The sequence below is a fragment of the Desulfuromonadaceae bacterium genome, from assembly GCA_019429445.1.
Lineage (GTDB): Bacteria > Desulfobacterota > Desulfuromonadia > Desulfuromonadales > JAHYIW01 > JAHYIW01.
Genome location: JAHYIW010000006.1, coordinates 30352 through 50676 on the forward strand (window position 1 = coordinate 30352; position 20325 = coordinate 50676).

General features: G+C 55.4%; 20 protein-coding genes. 4 read left to right on the forward strand and 16 right to left on the reverse strand.

The window, feature by feature from the left end:
* Positions 1–20: 20 nt before the first annotated feature.
* From K0A93_03210 to K0A93_03275, 14 genes are all read right to left on the reverse strand, one after another.
* Entirely contained in the window at positions 21–1277 is a 1257-nt protein-coding gene (locus K0A93_03210; protein ID MBW6511115.1) for an ABC transporter substrate-binding protein, read from the reverse strand.
* A 2-nt stretch (positions 1278–1279) separates the two neighbouring features.
* Entirely contained in the window at positions 1280–2146 is an 867-nt protein-coding gene (locus tag K0A93_03215) for a prohibitin family protein (protein ID MBW6511116.1), read from the reverse strand.
* Entirely contained in the window at positions 2146–3774 is a 1629-nt protein-coding gene (locus K0A93_03220) for a cyclic peptide export ABC transporter (protein MBW6511117.1), read from the reverse strand. The genes K0A93_03215 and K0A93_03220 overlap by 1 nt, the downstream gene beginning before the upstream one ends.
* 3 nt (positions 3775–3777) lie before the next feature.
* Positions 3778–4995 carry a beta-lactamase family protein gene (locus K0A93_03225; protein ID MBW6511118.1) on the reverse strand — a complete coding sequence of 406 codons (1218 nt, stop codon included), beginning with the start codon at positions 4993–4995 and terminating at the stop codon, positions 3778–3780.
* Positions 4976–10591, reverse strand: coding sequence for an amino acid adenylation domain-containing protein (locus K0A93_03230; protein MBW6511119.1), 5616 nt, complete (start codon positions 10589–10591; stop codon positions 4976–4978). Before K0A93_03230 ends, K0A93_03225 begins: the two co-directional genes overlap by 20 nt.
* A gap of 194 nt (positions 10592–10785) precedes the next feature.
* Positions 10786–11664 carry a DUF481 domain-containing protein gene (locus K0A93_03235; protein ID MBW6511120.1) on the reverse strand — a complete coding sequence of 293 codons (879 nt, stop codon included), beginning with the start codon at positions 11662–11664 and terminating at the stop codon, positions 10786–10788.
* A gap of 48 nt (positions 11665–11712) precedes the next feature.
* The gene (locus tag K0A93_03240; GenBank protein ID MBW6511121.1) at positions 11713–12324 is read right to left on the reverse strand and encodes a DUF697 domain-containing protein; all 612 of its coding nucleotides are present in this window, start codon (positions 12322–12324) and stop codon (positions 11713–11715) included.
* Positions 12321–13082 (reverse strand): ParA family protein, encoded by a 762-nt coding sequence (locus K0A93_03245; GenBank protein ID MBW6511122.1) that lies wholly within the window; start codon positions 13080–13082, stop codon positions 12321–12323. The genes K0A93_03240 and K0A93_03245 overlap by 4 nt, the downstream gene beginning before the upstream one ends.
* A 143-nt stretch (positions 13083–13225) precedes the next feature.
* Positions 13226–14530, reverse strand: a complete 1305-nt coding sequence (locus K0A93_03250) for a dicarboxylate/amino acid:cation symporter (protein MBW6511123.1) — start codon at positions 14528–14530, stop codon at positions 13226–13228.
* Positions 14531–14553: 23 nt separating this feature from the next.
* Positions 14554–15375 carry an ABC transporter substrate-binding protein gene (locus K0A93_03255; GenBank protein ID MBW6511124.1) on the reverse strand — a complete coding sequence of 274 codons (822 nt, stop codon included), beginning with the start codon at positions 15373–15375 and terminating at the stop codon, positions 14554–14556.
* A 60-nt stretch (positions 15376–15435) separates the two neighbouring features.
* Positions 15436–16071: a 4'-phosphopantetheinyl transferase superfamily protein gene (locus K0A93_03260; protein MBW6511125.1), complete on the reverse strand. Its 636-nt coding sequence runs from the start codon at positions 16069–16071 to the stop codon at positions 15436–15438.
* A gap of 4 nt (positions 16072–16075) precedes the next feature.
* Positions 16076–16765: an alpha/beta fold hydrolase gene (locus K0A93_03265; GenBank protein ID MBW6511126.1), complete on the reverse strand. Its 690-nt coding sequence runs from the start codon at positions 16763–16765 to the stop codon at positions 16076–16078.
* A complete protein-coding gene (locus K0A93_03270; protein MBW6511127.1) occupies positions 16762–16941 on the reverse strand; it encodes a hypothetical protein in 180 nt (59 codons plus the stop codon). Before K0A93_03270 ends, K0A93_03265 begins: the two co-directional genes overlap by 4 nt.
* Before the next feature lie 55 nt (positions 16942–16996).
* Entirely contained in the window at positions 16997–17497 is a 501-nt protein-coding gene (locus K0A93_03275; protein MBW6511128.1) for a DUF697 domain-containing protein, read from the reverse strand.
* Positions 17498–17754: 257 nt separating this feature from the next.
* Between K0A93_03275 and K0A93_03280 the strand changes: the two genes are divergently transcribed.
* The 4 genes from K0A93_03280 to atpE all read left to right on the forward strand — a co-directional run bounded on the left by K0A93_03280 (position 17755) and on the right by atpE (position 19401).
* Positions 17755–18021 (forward strand): AtpZ/AtpI family protein, encoded by a 267-nt coding sequence (locus tag K0A93_03280; protein MBW6511129.1) that lies wholly within the window; start codon positions 17755–17757, stop codon positions 18019–18021.
* The gene (locus K0A93_03285) at positions 17981–18385 is read left to right on the forward strand and encodes an ATP synthase subunit I (protein ID MBW6511130.1); all 405 of its coding nucleotides are present in this window, start codon (positions 17981–17983) and stop codon (positions 18383–18385) included. Before K0A93_03280 ends, K0A93_03285 begins: the two co-directional genes overlap by 41 nt.
* A 4-nt stretch (positions 18386–18389) precedes the next feature.
* On the forward strand, positions 18390–19064 hold the full coding sequence (gene atpB / locus K0A93_03290; GenBank protein ID MBW6511131.1) for a F0F1 ATP synthase subunit A: 675 nt from the start codon (positions 18390–18392) through the stop codon (positions 19062–19064).
* Positions 19065–19134: 70 nt separating this feature from the next.
* Positions 19135–19401 carry an ATP synthase F0 subunit C gene (atpE, locus tag K0A93_03295; protein MBW6511132.1) on the forward strand — a complete coding sequence of 89 codons (267 nt, stop codon included), beginning with the start codon at positions 19135–19137 and terminating at the stop codon, positions 19399–19401.
* A gap of 83 nt (positions 19402–19484) precedes the next feature.
* Here atpE and K0A93_03300 read toward each other — a convergent pair whose 3' ends face one another.
* Both K0A93_03300 and lspA read right to left on the reverse strand, forming a co-directional pair.
* Positions 19485–19649 carry a hypothetical protein gene (locus tag K0A93_03300; GenBank protein ID MBW6511133.1) on the reverse strand — a complete coding sequence of 55 codons (165 nt, stop codon included), beginning with the start codon at positions 19647–19649 and terminating at the stop codon, positions 19485–19487.
* 170 nt (positions 19650–19819) lie between these two features.
* A complete protein-coding gene (gene lspA / locus K0A93_03305) occupies positions 19820–20323 on the reverse strand; it encodes a signal peptidase II (protein ID MBW6511134.1) in 504 nt (167 codons plus the stop codon).
* Positions 20324–20325: the final 2 nt, after the last annotated feature.

The window sequence follows — 20325 nt, forward strand, 5'->3', positions numbered from 1 at the left end:
TCAACGGGATCTGAATTGGATTACTGCAGTGAACAATCGTGGATCGGCACGTCTCCCTCAGGCAAAATGAAGGCACCATCCCTGACCTGCATCAGGTAAAAAGTTTCCCCTGCCATATCCCCGTTCTCGGTGAAATGAATGGCACCTTTAGCCAATTCCCAACTCTCCTGAAAACGGATATAGGAAAAGAGCGCGGAAGCTTCCAGCGTTCCGGTCTTGCGTACGGCCTCGGCAAAGAGGAGGATGCCGTCGTAACCCTCACGCGCCCAGAGATCGGGATGTTCCCCATACTTTTGTCGGAAACTGCTGTAGAATTTCGCGGCAACTCCGGTGTGTTTCGCTTCCACCGGAATGAGCTTTTGCGCACCTTGCGGGCCTTCGCCTGCAACGCTCCAGTTGGCCATCGACTTGAGTGGCGAAAGGATCTTCACCCCCTCCCCGGCGAGGCCGAGAACTTCCGGGGTACTGCTTCGAATCAGGCCTGAATTCCCGTAGAGATCAGCATTGATTCCGAACTCATGAATCTGTTTCAGCAATTGGGGCATCTGCTCAAAGCTGACGGTCAGATAAATGACATCAGCTTGTTCAAATTTGTCATCGACCAGCACCTGCCGGAAATCGTTAACCCAACTGGGGACGATCCGCTCCGTCGTCTCTTCCCCGCCGCGCGCCTTAAAGGCATTGATCAGCTCGGCGGAACTGCCTGTCGAATATTCCGACTGGTCCTGAATGATGGCCAGTTTTTTATACTCACGGCAGGCCAGGTGTTTAGCCAGCGCTTCAATATAATCACTGGTGTTGAAGTGTGGACGTACGGCATGCTTAAACGAGTAGTTGGTAAGGGTCGGGGTCTCAACCCCGACCATGACATAAAAGAGATTTTTTGATTGTGTTGCAACGAGTGTATCGAGAGCCAGCCCGGAAAAATAGGAGCCAACCAGGGCATGAAACGAGGGATCGCGACTGATCTTGCGTGACAGTTCGGCATTCAGGACAGCATCGCCGCGGTTATCAAAATATACCGCCCGCAGCGGTTTGCCACGCAGTCCACCATTGGCGTTGATCTCTGCAATAGCCAGGTCCACCCCTTCACGAAAATAAACCGGCGGACGGCCAGTCAGGGTAAAGGGCCACAAAATGGCGATTTTCACTTCCTCAACGGCAGCAACCTGAGTAGCGCGCTGGTCGATAATCCGAGCGTCACGACTGTGAATCCAGACTTGCCAGAGAATGAAAACGGCAAGCAGCACAACGCTGTTGCGAAACAATTTCAGCATAACTATTTAACCGCCGGGGCAGACTCACCGGTATTGAGAATAACCGGCAAGCCTTCCTTTCCTGAGCCGATCACCACAACTTTGGCATTGTTCGACGTGGCGAGACCGAGTGTTGCTTCAACCCCCTTCCAGGCCAAAACGTTGTCATTCAGCGAAGAGGAAACGATGTCGTTGTAGGCCTTGATCCCGCCAGCCTCAATGATCTTACGTCGCGCCTCTTTCTCTTCACGAATGATTTTAAAATCATAGGCCTTGGCCAGTTGCTCCTGCTCCAGCTTGAGCTGAATGGCTGCAACGATTTTTTCGGGGAGAATGATTTCGCGAATAACAAAACTTTCCATCAGGATAAAGCGCCGCATAACCTTTTCCAGTGAATCTTTGAGGATCCCCTCGACCACACCGCGCTTTTGGGAATAGAGTTCTTCGGCAGTATATTGCCCAACGGTTTGCCTGACCACATCTTCCGTCTGCGGAATGACAACCTTTTCAAGATATTCCGGCCCGACATGTTTGTGCAGCAGCCCCAATGTCTGGTAGAGAGGACGATAGCGGATCGCCAATGTCAACTTCACCGGCAAACCGCGACTGGTAAGAGCCTGGAAGTTCCGGTACTCGGTTTGAACCCGCACGTTATAGACCTGCATCTTGTCCCAGGGAGCAATAATATGAAACCCTTCACCATAAACCGTGTCGGTCACCGTCCCGCCAAAGAAGCGTTGATAGAGTACCCCCGCCTCACCGGCAGGAATGGTGATAAAAATTCTCGGCCAGAAGAAAAGAATAGACATCAGCAGGATGCCGACAATCAAGATCAGGCTCGGCAGGTTGTCACGAATCTTTCCTTTAATTCGTTCTCGTCTTGTTGCCATCACGCAGTATCACTCCTCCGGGAGATTTTTCCACACTCCAACTTGATCAATTCATCGGCGACATCAAAGTAACGGTCATCATGGCTGATCGCCAGAACGGTTTTCCCCTGCGCTTTCAGTTCAGGGAGGAACTCGCGATAGAAAAACTCGCGGAACGCGGGGTCCTGATCGGCGGCCACCTCATCAAACAGACAGATCGGACGATCCTCGATCAGCGCACAGATCAGCGCAATGCGCTTGCGCTGCCCGGTGGAGAGGTCGAGGTTATCGAAACCACCGGTTTGGGAGTAGCCGGTTTTGTCGGCGATTTGCACCCGTTGCAGTAACCTTTCCACCTCGGCCGGATCGGTCTGGCGGTAGCCATAGAGGCGGTCGAAAAGGTGAAAATCGGTAAAGATCGTCGCGAAAAGGGTCCGGTAAGAGCCATAATCCCCCCGCTTCAGCGTGTTCCCATCAAGCTGAATGGAGCCGCTTTGCGGGTAGTACAGCCCCGCCAGCAGCTTCATCAACGTTGTTTTCCCACCGCCGTTCCCCCCCGTAATAAACACCAGCTGTCCCTGACGAATGGTCAGGTCGAGCGGACCAAGGCTGAACAGCGACTGGTTATCCTTGCGGTAGCTGTAGAGCACATCGCGCAACGTAATCTGCTGAAAATTTTCCGGCGCTGACCGGACAACACCGTTCGATTGGTCATCATGACTTTCCAGTTCACGCTCCAATTGCTGCAAGCTGTTGATCGCCATCCGTGCCTTGGACAGCATCGGAATCGAATCGACGATAATGCCGATCGGCCCGGCAACAAAAAGAACCACGGCGACGATGGCAATATTGGTTTGTGGAGTCGTCAGTTCAAAATTGGGCAACAAAAAGACCATTGCCCCCATCAGCAGGAAGAACAGGGTTTGCGACAGGATGATCGATGAAACAAACCCCTGTTCGGTTTTCAATTTCAGCTCATCGGTCTGTTGCAGGGTTTTGCGCAGATAGTTGTCGTAAAGATCCTCCCCCTTGCGCTGATTGACCTTGAGCTCTTTGAACCCGTGCAAAAAATGATCGAGTAAACGAAAAAAACGGACTTCATTGGCGCGAAATTCTTTGATTGAAGCGGAGGTTCGCGCCTGATTGAGTTGGTAAATGACAATGCCGACTCCGAGTACCAGGGTAATAATCCAGAAGGCCGCGGGGGAGAGCAGGTAAATATAGATTGAGGAGAAGAAGAGCATCACCGCGCCCGCTGTAGCAGACACCGCCATGCGTGACGATTCATAAATGATTTCGCTGTGTTCCAGCAGATTGCGGTAGATGGTCTGGGCACCGACCCGGTCAAAATCGTCGAGCCCCATCTTGCGGGCGCGACTGATGATGCGCAGGTTGGTTTGCGAAATATTCTGCTGCACAACCTGTGAGGTTCCGAGCAGGGCATATTTTTTCGCCTGTACGTAGATCAGGATACAGAGAATAAACATCAGAAAATAGCGAACGTTGATCTCCGAAAAATCACTGGCAACCGAGTTGACAATCACCATGAACGCGGCATTGGCGCACCCGGAAATCACCGTGGCGGCAATGATTCGTTTGCGTGAAGCCCCGGCGTTACTGAACAGAAATTTGTAGATAGTCAGGTCCATGAATTAATCCGTCAACAGAATGGTTCCCGGCAGCAGCGGGTAATTTTTTTCCGGATGCAGACTGCGCAAAACGGAACCGAGGAAGGCCGTATCGGTTTTTTGATGGTTGCCGAGGGTGCGATTTTCACACATCGCGACGGACTGGTCGTATTCCGGCAGGTATTGGGCGGTACAATCAAAACCGGGATGACCTCCGGCATGACCAAAAGTTCCCCAAAGGCTGATCTCCATCAATCCCAACCCGTAACGATAACCGCCCTCCAGTCCGGTATCGACCGTATCTTTCATCTGATCCAACATTGCCGCCGGCAGAACGACGCCGGGGGTCAGCAACGACTTAACCCAGAGGGTCAGATCGGTCGGGGTCGACAGCATTTCACCGGAGGCCCAGGTGAAGGACCAGTCAATGGCAGTCACATCTTCCAGCGGCGCAAGGTCAAAATTCCAGTTAACATAGCCGTGGATGGAGCGGCTGAGGGCGGGGAAATGGTAAGAGGGGATAAACGTCTCGGTCAGGCCAAGGGGGGTGAGAATATCGTCGGCGATAACCTGACCATAGGAGCGCCCGGCGGGGTCATACTTTTCAATGATTTTGCCGAGCAGGACGTAGTTGGTATTCGAATAATGCCAGGTTTGGTCTTCCTCGTTGCAATAATCGACATTGAACGGTGCAACGGTATTGAGGAGTTCCGCCGGTGTCCAACGATAGGTTGGTTCGCTGGTGAATTTTCCGCCCCATTCCGGCATTTCAGTGAAACTGCAAATCAGGCTGGTGTGATCGAGCAGGTTGAACAGTTGCACTTCTTGCGGTCGGTAGTTGTTCAACACCACGGCTTCGGCGGGGAGAAGCTCTGCCAGCGTATCGCCCAGCGAGAAAAGCCCGGCTTCGACCATCTGTAAAATTTTAGCGGCGACGAACATTTTGGTCAGGCTACCGATCCGGTAGAGGGAATGAATCGTAACCGGAACCTGGGTGGTCAGGTCTTCCACGCCATGCACAACGGTATCGACCTGATTGCTTGAACTGCGCACCGCGATACTGACGGAGGGTACGTTGAGGGTTTCAGTCCGCTCCAGCGCAATCTCGTCGAGACTTTGCTGGGGATAGTTGCCCAACTTCTCATCGGAGCAGGCGGTCAGGCAAAGCAGGAGGATCAGGAGGAGGTTGACAGATGCATATCTCGAAAGGATAAGGAACTGGTTAAACCGTTGTGAGTCCATCAATAATCCTCTTGGTAATTTGGATGTTATGTGCGAAATGTTCGTCGTCAACCATCGCGAAATGATTACCGTTTCCCGGCAGAGTCTGAAACATACCGGCGGTCTTTTGCTCCCACTGGCGGTGCATTTTGCGGTCTTCACGTTCATTATCGGTCGAGGCGATCAGGACGATGTCGCTGGCTACCGTGACCGCACCATGACAGCGCGGCAAGACTTTAATGTAGTCCGAGCATGGCTTATGATAATCAAACGAGCCGATTCTATCACAGAGTTCCTGATTCCACGACAGATAATCTGCCGGGTCAGGGGCTTCTTCAAAGATCCACGAGTCGAGCAACAATAAAGTTTTCGGGGCATTCGTGCCCAACCGGCTGGAAATATCGCAGGCAAAGTTCCCCCCTCCCGAGTAGCCGACAAAAAGGGTCTGCTGTGGTGTGCGCATCAGTTCACGCACCGTTTGTTCGCAACGGTCGGTAAACCGCTCTGGAGAAAAATTGAAAGAGATGACGCGATGGGGGTGGAGTGCCTCGGCGATACGGCTGCTGATCGGCGCAAAAAGATTGTCAATCGAGGGAAAGAGAAAGATATCGACGGCAGAATCCGTCCCCTCATGATGGATGGTGTAAAATGGCGCGGGGCCGGTTTGCAGGGCGGCACACAGGTCGCCAAGACATGGATGGCGATAGAGCATGGCGGCACTGACGTCAGGAAAGTGTTGCCGTAACCGTGTCAGCAAACGCAGCGCGCGCAGCGAATTGCCGCCGAGCTCGAAAAAGTGGGCGGATCTGCCGGTGACCGGGACACCCAGCACCTCGGCAAACAAACCGGCAACCAGCAACTCGTGCTGATCGGTCAGCGCATCATTTGCAGACACTTGAGACGCATTTGATTGCAGTGCTGGCAGCGCGCGCAGATCGACCTTGCCATGGCGGTTGAGCGGAATTCGGTCAACCGCCAGCAGCCGCCCCGGCACCATGAAATGCGGCAGTCTGGCGCTCAGCCAGCTGCGCAACTCGGTCGGGGTCGGTCCGTTCGCAGTGGTCACATAACAGCCCAGCAGATCGGACCAGGCCCCCGCTTCGCCGAGCGGGGTTACCGCCACATCGCGGATGTCGGGGTGTTGCGCCAGCACCTGCCGCACCTCTTCCAGTTCCACCCGGTAACCGCGGATCTTGACCTGTTCATCGATGCGACCCAGAAAGAGCAGTTCCCCCTCCGGCAGCCGTTTGCCCAGATCGCCGGTGAGGTAGAGACGTTCCCCCGCAACCAGCGGATGCGGCACAAACGCCTGGCGGGTCAGTTCCGGTCGCCGCCAGTAGCCGTCAGCCAGAGCCACGCCGCCGAGGCAGATCTGCCCCGCCACCCCGTCCGGCACCGGCATCAACTGGCGGTCGAGCAGATAAGTGGCGACATTGGCGATCGGGCGCCCGATCGGGATGGTGTCAGCAGCGCTGTCCGCCGGGTTGACGGTGTGCAACGTGGCACAGACGGTATTCTCGGTCGGGCCGTAGGCATTGATGTAACGCAAGCGGGGAGCAAATTCCCGCACCAGCTGTGGGGAAGGGCTCTCCCCGGCGGTGATGATCGTCGTGAGCCCGGCCAGCTCCGTGGCGGTAAAATTTGCCAGATAGGACGGAGGAAAGGTTGCCACGGTCACCTGCTGCCCGGTCAGCAGCGCCAGCATTCTCTCCCGATCTTCAATCTCTGCTTCGGTGGTACAAACAAAGGTCGCGCCGCAGGTCAGGGTGACAAACGTTTCAGCGACGGCGGCATCGAACCCCGGCGCGGCAAACTGCAAGACCCGGTCGGTCGATTCAAGAGCAAATCCCCGTTGCTGCTCCCGCGCCAGGTTGACCATCCCGCGATGCGGCACCAGCACCCCCTTCGGTTGCCCGCTGGAACCGGAGGTGTAGATCAGATAGGCCGGATCTGCCGGGCGCGGCACGGGGGGGAGTGGATGGCTCGCATTCATTGCCGCCAAGTCAGGTGCGGCGAGCAGCGGTCGGTCTCCGACCGGCGCCCCGGCGCTGTCCACCTCGCAGCAGACCACCAGCGCCGGAGCGGCATCTGCGAGCAGAAACTGCACGCGCTCGGCCGGATAACGGGCGTCGATCGGGACGTAGATGGCACCGGCCTTGAGCACCGCCAGCGCCGCCAGCACCGTCCACGGCCCCCGTGCGCAGTAGAGCGCAACGCGGTCTTTGGGGGTGACACCGTGGTGCGCTGCCAGGTTGATCGCCATCTGGTCGGTGACCCGGTCGAGTTCGGCGTAACTCCAGTTGCGACTCTGGGCTACCAGCGCCGGATGGTCAGGCGTGCTGTTAGCCTGCGCCCGGAACAGATCGATGATGGTGATGCCGTCCGGCAACGGACGCGCTTCTCCCCGGGATGCCGCCACGATCCGCTGCCGCTCTGCCGCAGCCAGCATCTCGACCTGCCCCACCGCCGCCTGCGGGTCGGCGACCAGCGCCGTGGCCAGGGTGTGCAGGTGGGTGAGCATGGCGCTGATCGTCGCCGGACGAAACAGGGCGGTGTTGTAGTTGAGCTGCACCGCCAGCTGCTCATCTTGCGGCTGAAAGAGGAAGGTCAGGTCAAACCGGCTGGTGTGTTCGGGAATATCGAACGGGGTGATCGTCAGCCCCTCGACCGCGAAGCGCGGCACGTCGTTGTTCTGCAGTACCAGCATGACATCGAAGAGCGGGGCGCGGGCGGTATCGCGCAACAGCGGCAGTTCATCGACCAGCCGGTCAAAGGGATAGGACTGATGGTCAAACGCCTCCAGGGTACTCTGCCGGACCCGCTTAAGCAGGGTGACAAAGTTCTCGGCGGGGCGGACGGTCTCACGCAGAGCCAAGGTGTTGACATAAAAACCGACCTGATCCTCAAGGTCGGGATGGGTGCGCCCGGCACTGACGGTGCCGAGGACGATTTCTTCCTGCATGGTGTAACGGTAGAGCAGCACGCGCACCAGTGTTTGCAGAACCATGAAGAGGCTGGTCTGGTGGGTGGTGGCCAGGGTGGCCAACGCCGCGCTCAGCGCGGCGGGAAAGAGGTCCTGACCGGTCGCCCCCTGCCAGGAGGGGAGCGGCGGACGCGGAAAGTCGGTGGCCAGATTCAGCGGCTCGGCGACCGTCGCCAAGCGGTGCTGCCAATAGTGGCGTTCCCGCTCCAGCTCGCCTCCCTCCAGGCGGGCATGCTGCCAGGCGGCGTAGTCGCGATAGTGCAGCGTCGGTGGCGGCAGCGGGTTGACTTCCTGGTTGACCGCCGCCCGATAAAGGGCCAGAAACTCGCGCAACAATACCCCCAGCGACCAGCCGTCCCCGGCAATGTGATGCATGGTGAACGCCAGCAGGTGACAGTGCGGGGCGAGCCGCAGCAGCCGGATCCGCAGCGGCAGATCAGTGGTCAGCTCGAACGGCAGCGCGGCCAGTTCGACGCAGCGTTGCACTGCGGCGGATTCCGGACCGGGGGAGCAAGAGAGGTCTTCGCGCGCGACGCTGAAGGACACGTCGCTCAGCACCCGCTGGTACGGCACGCCGTCAACCTCGCCGTAGATGGTGCGCAGGATTTCGTGGCGTTCGACCAGTCGGGCAAAGGCCGCTTGCAGTGCGTCAAAATCGAGGGGCCCGTCGATGCGATCGGCACCGAAGACGTTGTAGGCGCAGTTCCCCGGTTCCATCCGGTCAAGAACCCAGAGGCGGCGCTGGGCGTTGGAGAGCGGATAGCTGGCGGCGGTCGCAACCCGCGGGATCGGCTGATATTCGCCGCGCCCGGCCTCGGCATCGATCCAGGCGGCGAGTTGCCGCGCACTCGGTTTGGCGAAGATCGTCGCAATGTCGACGTTCACGCCCAGCTCGCGGTAGAGCGATCCGGCCAGTTTGATCATCGTCAGGGAGTTGGCCCCGGCTGCCAGCAGCGAGCTGTCGACACTGATGCGCTCCAGCCCGAGAGTGGTCGCGAAGAGTGCCGCAAGCTGTTTTTCCGTGGCTGTTTTGGGGGGGACATACGCGTCCTGTTGATAGAGGAGCGCTTCCGGTTTGGGCAGCCGTTGTGGATCGACCTTGCCGTGCAGGTTGAGAGGAAATTTCTCCAGCTGCAGAAAGATGGCGGGGATCATATAGTCGGGAAGGGTCCCCTGCAATGAGGCGCTGAGCTGTGCCGTTTCAAGCGTTGTGTCGGCAGTGAAATAACCGATCAGGCCATCGACCAGCCCTTCGCGCAGATGGGTGGCGACATACACCTGGCGGACCGTGTCGATGGCCGCCACGGCCTGTTCGACCTCCGGCAGCTCGACCCGGTGACCACGCAGTTTGACCTGGCGATCGAGGCGGCCAATAAAGTCAACCGCGCGATCGGGGCGATAGCGTCCCATGTCACCGGTTTTGTAGATGATGTCCGGGGTATCGCTGAGGGGGTTCTGGATAAAAACCTGCGCGTTGAGTTCCTCCGCGCCGAGATAGCCGCCGGAGCGATAAGGGGTTTTGAGGTGAATTTCACCGACTTCACCGATTTTACACAGGCGGCCATTTTTGAGAATCAGGGCCGCCGTGTTGTTGATCGGGCGTCCCACCGGAACGATCTGCCCCGGCGCGAGCGGTTCGTCACCGATACGGAAAAATAACTTTGCCAGGGTGGTTTCCGAAGGGCCATAGAGGTTGACCAGTTCCGTCGCGCCCTCGGTGCCTTCGCGAAAGCGGATGACGTCAGCACCGTAGAGCGGTTCACCGGCCAGCAACAGATAGTTCACCGCGCTAAAACCGGTCGGGTCATCCGCCACCAGATGCCGGGTGATTTCGCGAAAGAGTGAGGGGACGCAATGGATCAGGTTAACCCCGTGCGCGCGGACAAAACGCACCAGTGCGGGAATATTCTGGCGTACGGCAGGATCCGGAATACAGACGGCACCGCCACACGACAGTGGCAACAGCAGATCACGCAGACTGACGTCGAACGTCGGCGGAGCGAGGGACAGGGTGCGCAACGAAGCATCGAGGGCGAATTCCTGCCGTTCCCAGTGGAGGAAGTGGCAGAGACTTTTTTGCAGTCCGAGAATTATCTTCGGTTCCCCGGTCGATCCGGAGGTGAAGATCACGTAGGCTCCCGCATCGGCAGTGGCCAATGACGGCGGGTTATCGTGCGCAAGTGTAACCGCAGGCTGGCCCGGTTCTTTGCCGTGGCTTTCGGGTTGTCCCTGATGGTCAAGCAGCACGGTGACAGGAACGGGTAGCGGCAGCTCTTCCAGCAACGTGCAAAGAAGATCCGCCTCCGTCGCGGAGCTAATCAAAGCACCGGGACGCGTGTGGCTAAACACCTTTGCCAGACGCGAGGCAGGGATATTACGCGGAATCGGCATGAAGGCACAGCCCGTCTTCAGTACCCCCAGAAGAGCGCAGATATATGCGATGGAGGAATCGAAGACCAGGGCCACAATTCCCCCAGGCGGGAGTCCAGCCTCCTTGAGCGTCCACGCAATGCGATTGGCCCGCGCGTTAAGCTCGGCGTAGCTGATACTTTTAGCGGCGGCGATGACTGCCGGACGCGCGGCATGCTCTACCGCAGCAGCTTCAAACAGCTCTTGTAAAATTCGGTGATTCATAATGCCGTCTTTTAGGGCCTGCAGGAAAACAAGGTGGCCGATATTGCGCTCAGATTTGGGTCAGATTCGGTTGCAGCGATTGAACAAAACCGCAGGCCTGGCAGGGCTAAGTCGAGGATTTTGTGATTGAGCTGCGACCGAAGATGGCCGAAAGATGAGATGCAAGATGGTCATGTTATTTTCCTACAGGCCTTTTAGTAAGAGAAACGAATTCCGGTGGTCGTCAGCGTATCGGCACTCTTGTTCCCCGGCCAGGGGTGTGAATCGTAGTTGTAACGGTAGGTGGTAAAGATGTTTAAATATTTTCGCACCGGAATCTGCAACTCAACCGTCGCCTGAATCAGGTTGCGTTCACTCTTGCCGGAAACAAATGTCGCTGAAGTGTCGCCCTGCATGTCAAATTCATTCATCTTTGAAAAAGAGCGAATGAGGCGAAAGCCCTGGCTCAACCCGAGCCATTCGGTAATCTGCCAGTCAAACGTCTGATAAAAATACAGCATGTTGTAGTTGCGTCGAACGAGCGATGTGTAACGTTGAACGATTGCGTCATATTCCTCGTCCGTTTGCCCGGCGGCGAGAAAAACATTCACATTGGCTTTTTCGGAGCTCAGCACGTAACTTCCCACCCCGGCAATAAAGATTTTCCGCAGCACAATATTGTTGTTGGTATCCAGCTCCCAGATGTGCCCTGCCCCGACATAGCCATGGCGGCAGAGGTCGAACTGTCCAGTGACAACGGTCGTCCATTTTTCACTTTCCACCCGATCTGCGCCCTGGGTGATATCTTTGTCGTTTCTTTCGTGACTCGCCTGCCCCGTAAATTGTCCGCTGCGCAGAATCACCCCGGAATTGATCCCCCGGGCATACCCGGCAGTGTTGCCGGTGAGCTTGTTGTAGGTGAATGACAGATCAGCCTTCAGCAGCACCCCCTCATATTGTGCGGTCGGGTCAAGCGCGCTCTTCACCCACCAGTTGGCTGGAGCGGGCGGGGCCTCTTCCCCGGCAAAACTCGGCTGGGGCAATAACAGGAAGAACAGGGCAACGGTGATGAATTTCAAAGCAATCGTTTTCATGGCAACCCCTTGCTGGAGATAAGCTTAACAACCGGGAACATACTATGATCAATCGTGATGTTTGATTTTGACTGCCTGCGGTGCCGCCGCGTACTCCTTGCGAAAGTGATCACGCATTGCCTGGGGATCGAAGTCGAGCAGTGTCCCTCCAGCTGAAAAATGCATGATGAAGACGCGCCCCACCGCGTACGTGGTTGCTGCTCCAACGGTCGAAACGGAAAGCGCTCCGACCGGAAAGCCGACAAGCGGAACAACTTTGAGCAGAGAACAGAGGCTCGGAGCAACAAGGAAAGGGAGTGCCCCGCCGGTCAGGGAGGCGAGCAGACTTTTCCCCAGAGATTCTCGAAATGAAACATTATAGAGTGCCGCCAGAGCTTTCACCAGCTCCAGCTGAATTGCAGCGATGGCTGCCAAATCGAGAAAAGGTGAAGGGATCAGTCCGGCTCCCGAGGCCGCGATAACCCGCCGCCGCAAAAGATGCAAAGCCTCGCGTCGGCGCTCATCGTCCGCGCTCTCTGAGCGGGGTTCGTTTGCTTCCGGAGGCACTGTGGCAACTCGCGAACGGCCAAAATTGTTCCCCAGCATCACATCAATCTCCGCCTGCGACGCGGCCAGATCCTCCAGCAACGGATTGTGCGGCATTCTTGGTTTGCGCGTCATACCTCCTCCTTGGACATCTGTCGTGACAGCCATCTGGCAACATTGCGATAGTCATTGCTACCATGGGAGCGGGGGCTGTAATGGTTGATAGGCAGACCGTGAGCGGGCGCTTCGGCAAGGGCCACATTCTCCCGGACCGGCGGCGCAACGTGTCCGGGAAAGGCGGATTCAAGCGCGACCATGACCTCGCGATGGAGGGTGCGACGCAGATGGGCACGACAGGGGAGAACCCCCGTAATTTTGGTTGCGGGATTCAAACGTTGCTGGACGGCGTTGATCACCTTGCGCGAATCATTCACCCCTCTCAATCCCAGCGGATGCGCTTCGAGGGGGAGCAAAATATCGGTGGAGGCGACAAGGGCGTTGAGGGTGAGAAAACCGAGGCCGGGGGGGCAGTCCAGAAAGATCATATCCCAGCTGCCGACTGAACGTTGCAGCAATTCGCGCAGCAAATGCTCCGCACCTGTTTCCGTATCCAGAACCTTTTGCGCGGAGGCCAATGGAAGCCCCCCGGCGACCAGCTGCAAACCAGCGAAGCTGGTGTCCTCGACAACAAGATCAGCCTCGGCGGCCAGAGCCGCCAGCAAGTTTCCTCCGCTTTCCCTGGCATGCAGCCAGGCAGAGGCGTTGCCCTGAGGATCAAAATCTATCAGTAGAACCTTGCGCCCCTGCCCGGCAAAAATTGAGGACAGGCTAACTGCTGTCGCGGTTTTACCAACACCGCCCTTGTGATTTGCAATGGCAATGATTTTGGTCATAAGCAACGACTATCCTCCATAAATTCCATTTTGCAAAACGTTCAAATCAACCGATTGAAGGGTGACCGGAATATCCGCAATAAATGCTCGTGCGCTTTTTCTGCGGAGCTTGCTGCTGAAATATCTTTAACCGATTCCTTTTACTACGCTCCACCGACCGCAATTATTGGCTCAGTCCTTTTTTTTGAACGGCTTCCCTGCCGGTCGATCAGACAGGCGGCGGCACAGGGGGCATGAATGTTCAGCACGGTAATGATCGGCTCAATGATCGGCCCGGCAGCGGCAAGCATGATCACTCCGATTTCGACCGGCAACCCCACCGGCCCGAGCACAAAGGTGACCATAGCGGCGACGACCAACGGCGGCCCGGAAGCCGCCATCCCCACCAGAGTCGAGGTCAGAACGATGAGTGCGTATTGACTGAACGAGAGTGGGAGCAGATAAAGTTGGGCAACATAGACGGCAGTAAGGGAGAAACAGAGTGGAAAGCTGTGTTTATTGAGCACCACCCCGAGCGGGACAACCATGTCACACACTTCCCGATCAATATTGAGATCCTCGTTCAGACAGCGCAGCGCCACCGGCAGCGTTGCGATACTGCTCCGGGTGCCGAACGCCATAATCAAAGGCTCCTTAAGCTTCAGCAATGACTGGAACAGTGAAAGACTGGTTGAACGCCAGATGACCAGCGAATATAAAAAACACATGAAGTAACAGGCCAGGTAAAAAACCAGAATGAACTTCCCCAGCGCCACGAAGACGCCGAGTCCGACGGTCGCGACCTGCCCGGCAGAAAAACAAAACAATCCAACCGGGAGCGCATAGAGAACCCAGCCAATGATTTTCAAAAACGCGTCATAATAAATATCCAGGCCATCCAGAACCATCTGGCTCGATTTTTTCTGGCTCAGACCAACGGCGCACCCGAGCAGAATGGAGACCAGAACAACCGAAAGGGTTTGCCCCTCACTTAGCGACGAAAAGAAGTTGTCAGGAACCAGCTTGTGCAGAAATTCAAAGAAATTTGCCGAAGGACTGGCGTTTTCGGTCGATGAATAAACCTCCGCGCGCAGAAAAATACTGCCGAGTTCCGCCTGGGTCTGGTCGTCAAGGTTCAGTCCCGGTCGACCGATAATGCCGGCTGCCACCCCCACCAGCGATGCCAGGATCACTCCCCCGGAGAAGACCGCAAGCAGCCGCCTGATGTAACGCCCCGACGTCCCCGACTTTAACAGTCGACCGATCCCGGAAACCGTTGCGGTGAGAATAATCGGCAGAACCCCCATCCCCAGCAGGGCCATATACAATTTGCCGACTGAACCGAGATAATCAGAGAAGCTCCTGAAATACAGCCCAAACACCGCGCCGGCGAGCATCCCCCCCAGCGCGATCCAGGGGTTCAACAGCAGATTTTTTCTTGCCGCTTTGTTTGCTCTTTTTGACACCATAAAAATAGCATTCCGTCTGCTGTTTAATGTTCTGCGGGGGGCGCATAAAGCTTCAGGAGCGAATCGGTCGTATAGCTGATTTTTCGCGTGTGCAGATACAGATTCAGCCACGACAACAAATGGGTATTGTCAGCATGGGTGATTATACCGATCGGGTCAATTTGATCCTTGAGAATCATGGCCCGCAGTTTAAGAACAATGGCCGGATCCTCGCGCAGCAGATAGGTTATCTGTCTGTCATCAGACACAACGGCCAGAATCTCGCCGGCCAGACAGGCCGCCACCGCATCGAGGAATGAAGCATAAGGCAAAATTTCTGCCAAAGGGAAAAATTCCTTTGCCGTTTCCAGGTGTGAAGACCCTTTCAGCGCGCCGATCCTGGCGTCAGGATGGTTGCAGAGCAGAAACGGATCATCGCCGCGTTTGCGCTGCGTCGCCCCGACCCGGTCGATTAACAGGGCCTTGTACAAGAGTGCATACGGTTCAGTGTAGGCTACTTTCTGGGCGCGAGCCAGAGTAATACTCAGCTCGGAAATACCGACGTCAGCCTGACCGGCAGCAACCACATCGACAATTTCATCAAACGATGAGGCAATGTGATACTCAACCGTAACCCCCAGCAGGCGGGCCACCTCTTCGGCGATTTTTGCATCGAGCCCGGCAAGATTTCCGGCAGAATGGAAAAAAAAGGGGAAACGATCTTCATGATAGCGGGCGACGACAATTGTCCCCCGCTCCTTGATGCGCTGTATATCCGCGGAAAATTGCGCGCAGAAAAGTGACGGCGACCAGAGAACCGAAAAAATAACCGGAAGCAGAACCAGCTTAATCAAGGTATTTGCCATAAGGCATCTTTCTGGCGAACGGTCGCATGGAAAATAACGGGGCAGCGTATCCCGCTTTGGTTATAATTGCAGTGTGTACCGCTGGATAACCGGAGGGGTGCGGCTGGCAACGTGACAAAGGTGGTCAGCACGGCCAGTTGCAACCTCGCGAGTGTACCAGAGCTCATCAGCGATTTGCAACGTCTCAGCAAAAACATTTATTCCCGACAGATCGTTGATTATTCCCGTTCCCCTGGCCTTGAGAACACTTTCCGTGCGCGTCCACAAATAAAGAAATTCGCTTGCCGGGTCCGCTTTTTTCATCAGCGCTGCAGTGATCGACGCACCGAAGGCCCGCAAGCAACTTTCGAAAGCTTCGATCGGGGCCTGTTCCAGATCGATTCCAACCGGCGCGTCACCCACCGCACAGGCAACGAGTTCTCCCGCATGGGTGATACTCAGGTGGTGCGTGCTCTCCAGAAGGACCGGAGCGCCGAGCGGAGTCCTGGCGACTCGCTGCAAGACATCATGCGGGTAGCCGAAATAACGCATCAGAATCTCGCGGAGCAGCAATTTACCGGCAATGGCCCGCTGCCGATCAAGCGGCTGATGATAGCGGTTCGCCGCCGCAAGAAAGCTTGTCGGCAGAAAGCCCTCCTGCCCCGGAGTAAACTCGGGGGTACAAAATGCAACAACAATATTTGTTTCGGCTTCCATGTTTTCAGCCAAAAGCAACATCGGCAATAAGTTGAGCAAGCATCTGCGGGTGGTCATGAATAAAAAAATGTCCCCCCGAAAATTCATGGAAGCTGAAATCACCGAGGCACAATCTGCGCCATGCCTGCACACTGTCACGCGAGGTATGGACGTCATTTTGTCCGTGAAGCACGGTGAAAGAATACGGCAGTGGTGAAAAGTTTGTGCGCCGGTAGTTATCCAGCACGGCAAAATCCGCTCGCAAGATCGGCTCAAAAAGTTCAAGCAATTCCCTGCAATCGAGGATTTCCGACGGGGTCCCCTGCATCTCGGCAAGGAGTGCGAAAAACTGGTCAGACGGGAGCAGATGCCGCTGGCGTCTGCGACGCTCGGTAATGACACCATGGCCACTGAGAAAAACATGTTTGGGTGGCGGCAATACAGAGTGGTTCAGTCGCTCGGCAAGGAGGAAAGCAACGCAGGCGCCCATGCTGTGCCCGAAGAGAAGATAATCATCTTCCGGTGCGGCGAGCAGTTGCTGGTGGGCATCCTCAACGACGGCGTCGAGACAATCGAGCAACGGGGCATTGATCCGTTGTCCGTGCCCGGAATACTCCAGCACCTTGAGCCGAAGGTCAGGTTGAAGGTGCCGCCGCAGAAAAGCAAAAGACGATTGATTGCCCCCCGCGAAAGGCAGACAGACCAGGGTGCTCACGCCGGGGAAGGTTTTTTAGCCGAAACAATCACCAGCAACAGACCGAGCAGCGGAGTAAGGAGCAAAGAGGCAAACAGATAGCCCCAGAATCCGAGCTTTCTCTGGCAGCCGAACAACGCGACCACAATCGAAACCAACAGGTAAACCAGAAAATACGGCGATAGAAGCAATCCCATGACAGCCCACCTGAGAAGCCCGGGGTTCCCGCTGGAAACCCCGGTAAAAGACAAATTATTTGGCCGCTTTTGCCGTTTCCTTGCCAGCCTTGAATTCCTGCTTGAAATAGTCACGCATTTTCGCCGCATCAAAGTCAAGCAACGTTCCGCCCGCTTCAAAATGCTGGATCAGCACCCGACCGATGGCGTAGGTTGAGGCGCTGCCCAGAGAACTGACCGCAATCGAACTGGAAAAAGTACCCAGCACCGGAACAAACTTGAGCAGACTGGCCGCTGTGCCGGTCAGCGCGACGGGCAGGATGCTGCCGAGCAGAGAAATAACAATGGTCCGTATCCGCTCCTTGGAAAAATCGACGGCGTAAATGTCGGTGATCTTCCTCGTCATGTCGTACTGCACGGCCATAAAACCAACCATGTCGACAATCGGAATGGGAATCACTCCAAAACCGGCAGCCATGTACAGATGATTTTTAACAACTTTTGCAGCCTGATCCTCTCGAGAAACCTCAGTTTCTGTTGATACGGTTTCTGCAGCAACGCCAGCTTTCTCAGTCATACTTTCCTCCCGACTACGTTAGTGTTCAGCCACCCATAAAACGAATCGGCAAACATCTTATCATTAAATTTATAAAAAGGTAGTTATTCTCAAAAAACAGGAAGAAAACCGGGCCGGTTCCTTGCGCAATGAACCGGAGGTCACTATTTTCGCCAGGGGATTGGCGGGTGCACAAAGCGGTTGACACTGATCTCTTCACTGTGCTATTTATCCGTGGTTTTTACCCTCGATCTGTATGCTGTATCCAATTAAAAATTATGGCTGAAGACAAACGGCAACTGATTAAATCGCTGGGATTTCTTTCCAGTGTGGGCATTTCGATCGTTGCCTCGACCCTCATCGGTCTGGCGATGGGGCACTATCTTGACAAGTGGCTCGGAACCGAGCCGTGGTTAACCATGATTTTCCTCGGCTTAGGCATTGTGTCGGGTTTTCGTAATATTTACATTTTAACGGATCGGGAGTTGCGTCGCCAGCAACACAATGATGACGACAACCAAGAAGGTGGAGACGGACCGCGATGAACAGCTGCCCCGGCAGCTGGCGATACGCAACTGGGTTATTCTCTGTGCACTGCTGATTCTCAGTTTATTGTGGCATTCGAAAGCAGTCACGCTTGGCGTATTGGCTGGCGGATTGACCGCGATTATCGGTTTTTACTGGCTGCATCACGCGCTGGTAAAAACGCTGCAAAATCCGACGAGCTTCGCGGCTCGTGGTTTTAAACATTCATATTTTGTGCGACTCGGCGCACTGGCCGCGACCCTGGTGGTTTTAATCGTGGTACTCAAGGTGAATCCTCTCGGACTCGCCGTCGGGTTGTCAACCGTGATCCTGAATATTCTCTGGGTCGCCATAGAACGATCGATGTTTACGAGGAGGCCGTAAGCTCATGACTCACCCATTTTTATTTCTGAAGTGGCTTGAAGAACAACTGCACATGCATGTCGGCGAGCACGTAACCTATACCTGGTTTGTCATGCTGGTATTGATCGTACTGGCATTTATTGCTTCCCGTGCGGTGAAGATGGTTCCGGATGGGGTGCAAAACCTCATGGAGACCGTTGTTTCCGGGATTGAAGGGATGGTTCACGATACCATGGGGCCCAAAGGGATGTCTTACTTCCCGATGCTGGCGACCTTTGCGCTCTTTATTCTGGTCTCGAACCTGATTGCGTTGATCCCCGGTTTTTATCCACCAACGGCAAACCTGAACACCAACTTTGCCCTGGCGCTGACGGTCTTTGTGATGACCCATGTGATTGGATTCAAGGAGCATGGCGTGTCCTATCTCAAACACTTCATGGGCCCGATCCTGGTGCTGGCACCGTTGATCTTCATTATTGAAATTATTGGCCATCTGGCTCGCCCGTTGTCGCTTTCACTGCGTCTTTTCGGGAACATGTATGGACATGAAATCGTCCTGATGATCTTCCTGATGCTGGTGCCGTTCCTGTTACCGGTGCCGATGATGCTGATGGGGGTGCTGATCGCCTTTATCCAGACGTTCGTTTTTACCCTGCTGGCGATGATCTACATTGCCGGGGCACTTGAAGAAGCGCATTAATTCGCTGCGGCGAATCAGGTCCTATATTATTTAGGAACAATAAACCCACAGTTTCAGAAGGAGTAAAACAATGGAATTTTTCGCATGGTGTGTAATGGCAGCAGGTATCGGCATGGGTCTCGGTTCTTTCGGTACCGGTATCGGTCAAGGTCTGGCAATTCAGAAAGCTGTTGAAGGCGTTGCGCGTAATCCGGGCGCCAGTGGCAAGATCCTGACCACGATGATGATCGGTCTGGCGATGATCGAGTCTCTGGCCATCTACGTGTTCGTTGTGGCGATGATCATCCTCTTCGCTAACCCCTTCACCGACAAAGTGGTTGAACTGCTCGCCAAGTAATTCGGCAACTGCGACAGTGTAAAAAAAGAGCGTGCCCTGGTGGCACGCTCTTTTTTTGTGAGAATATTTCAGGCTGGCGTCAGCTATTGCATTTTTTCACCCAGGCGTTCCAAGCCCTCGCCGGTCTTTTCAATCCCTTTTTCGATCCCCTTCCCCGCCTTGGTGAGGTCTTTTTCCAACCCCTTGACGGTATTGCAGCCGCTGACGCTAAACAGCACAATCAGCAGGATCGCCCACTGCTTAATCATTGTGGTATCTCCTTCTTATTTGACAGAATCCTTGATTACGCGACCGGTTTCAGAGAATCCGGTACCGATCTCCTTGCCGACCTCGCGTCAATCATTTTTCAAGCCGCGACCGGTTTCGCAGCCGCACAGACCCAAGGTCGTGAGCAGGCCGAAAATCAACAGCAACGATTTCACGGATTTTCTCCTGAAGTCACGGTTCCTCCCTTTTTTACCCGTTCTGACAACCACATATCGAGCAGCAGCAAAGCGACCCCGATGCAGATTGCCGAGTCGGCAACATTAAAGGCCGGCCAATGGTAGCGGTACCAGTACACGTCGAGAAAATCGATAACCTCCCCGTAGCGCACCCGGTCAATCAGGTTGCCGAACGCTCCGGAAAAAATCAACACCAGCGACAGATTAAGCAATCTCTGGGTGGACGACAACTTGTTCAGATAGCAGAGGATACCGATTAAAGCAACGAGAGTAATGACGATAAAAAACGGAATCCGGATTGCGCTGTCCGCCAGAATACCGAACGCCGCGCCTTTGTTGCGAACGTAGGTGATGTTGAAAAAATTTTCGATCACCGTCACCGACTGATGCAGATAAAAGTTCCGGTCGATATAGAGTTTTGTCGCCTGATCGATAATCACAAGCAGCGGCGTGAGCACTAAAAGGAGCCGAAAACGCATCG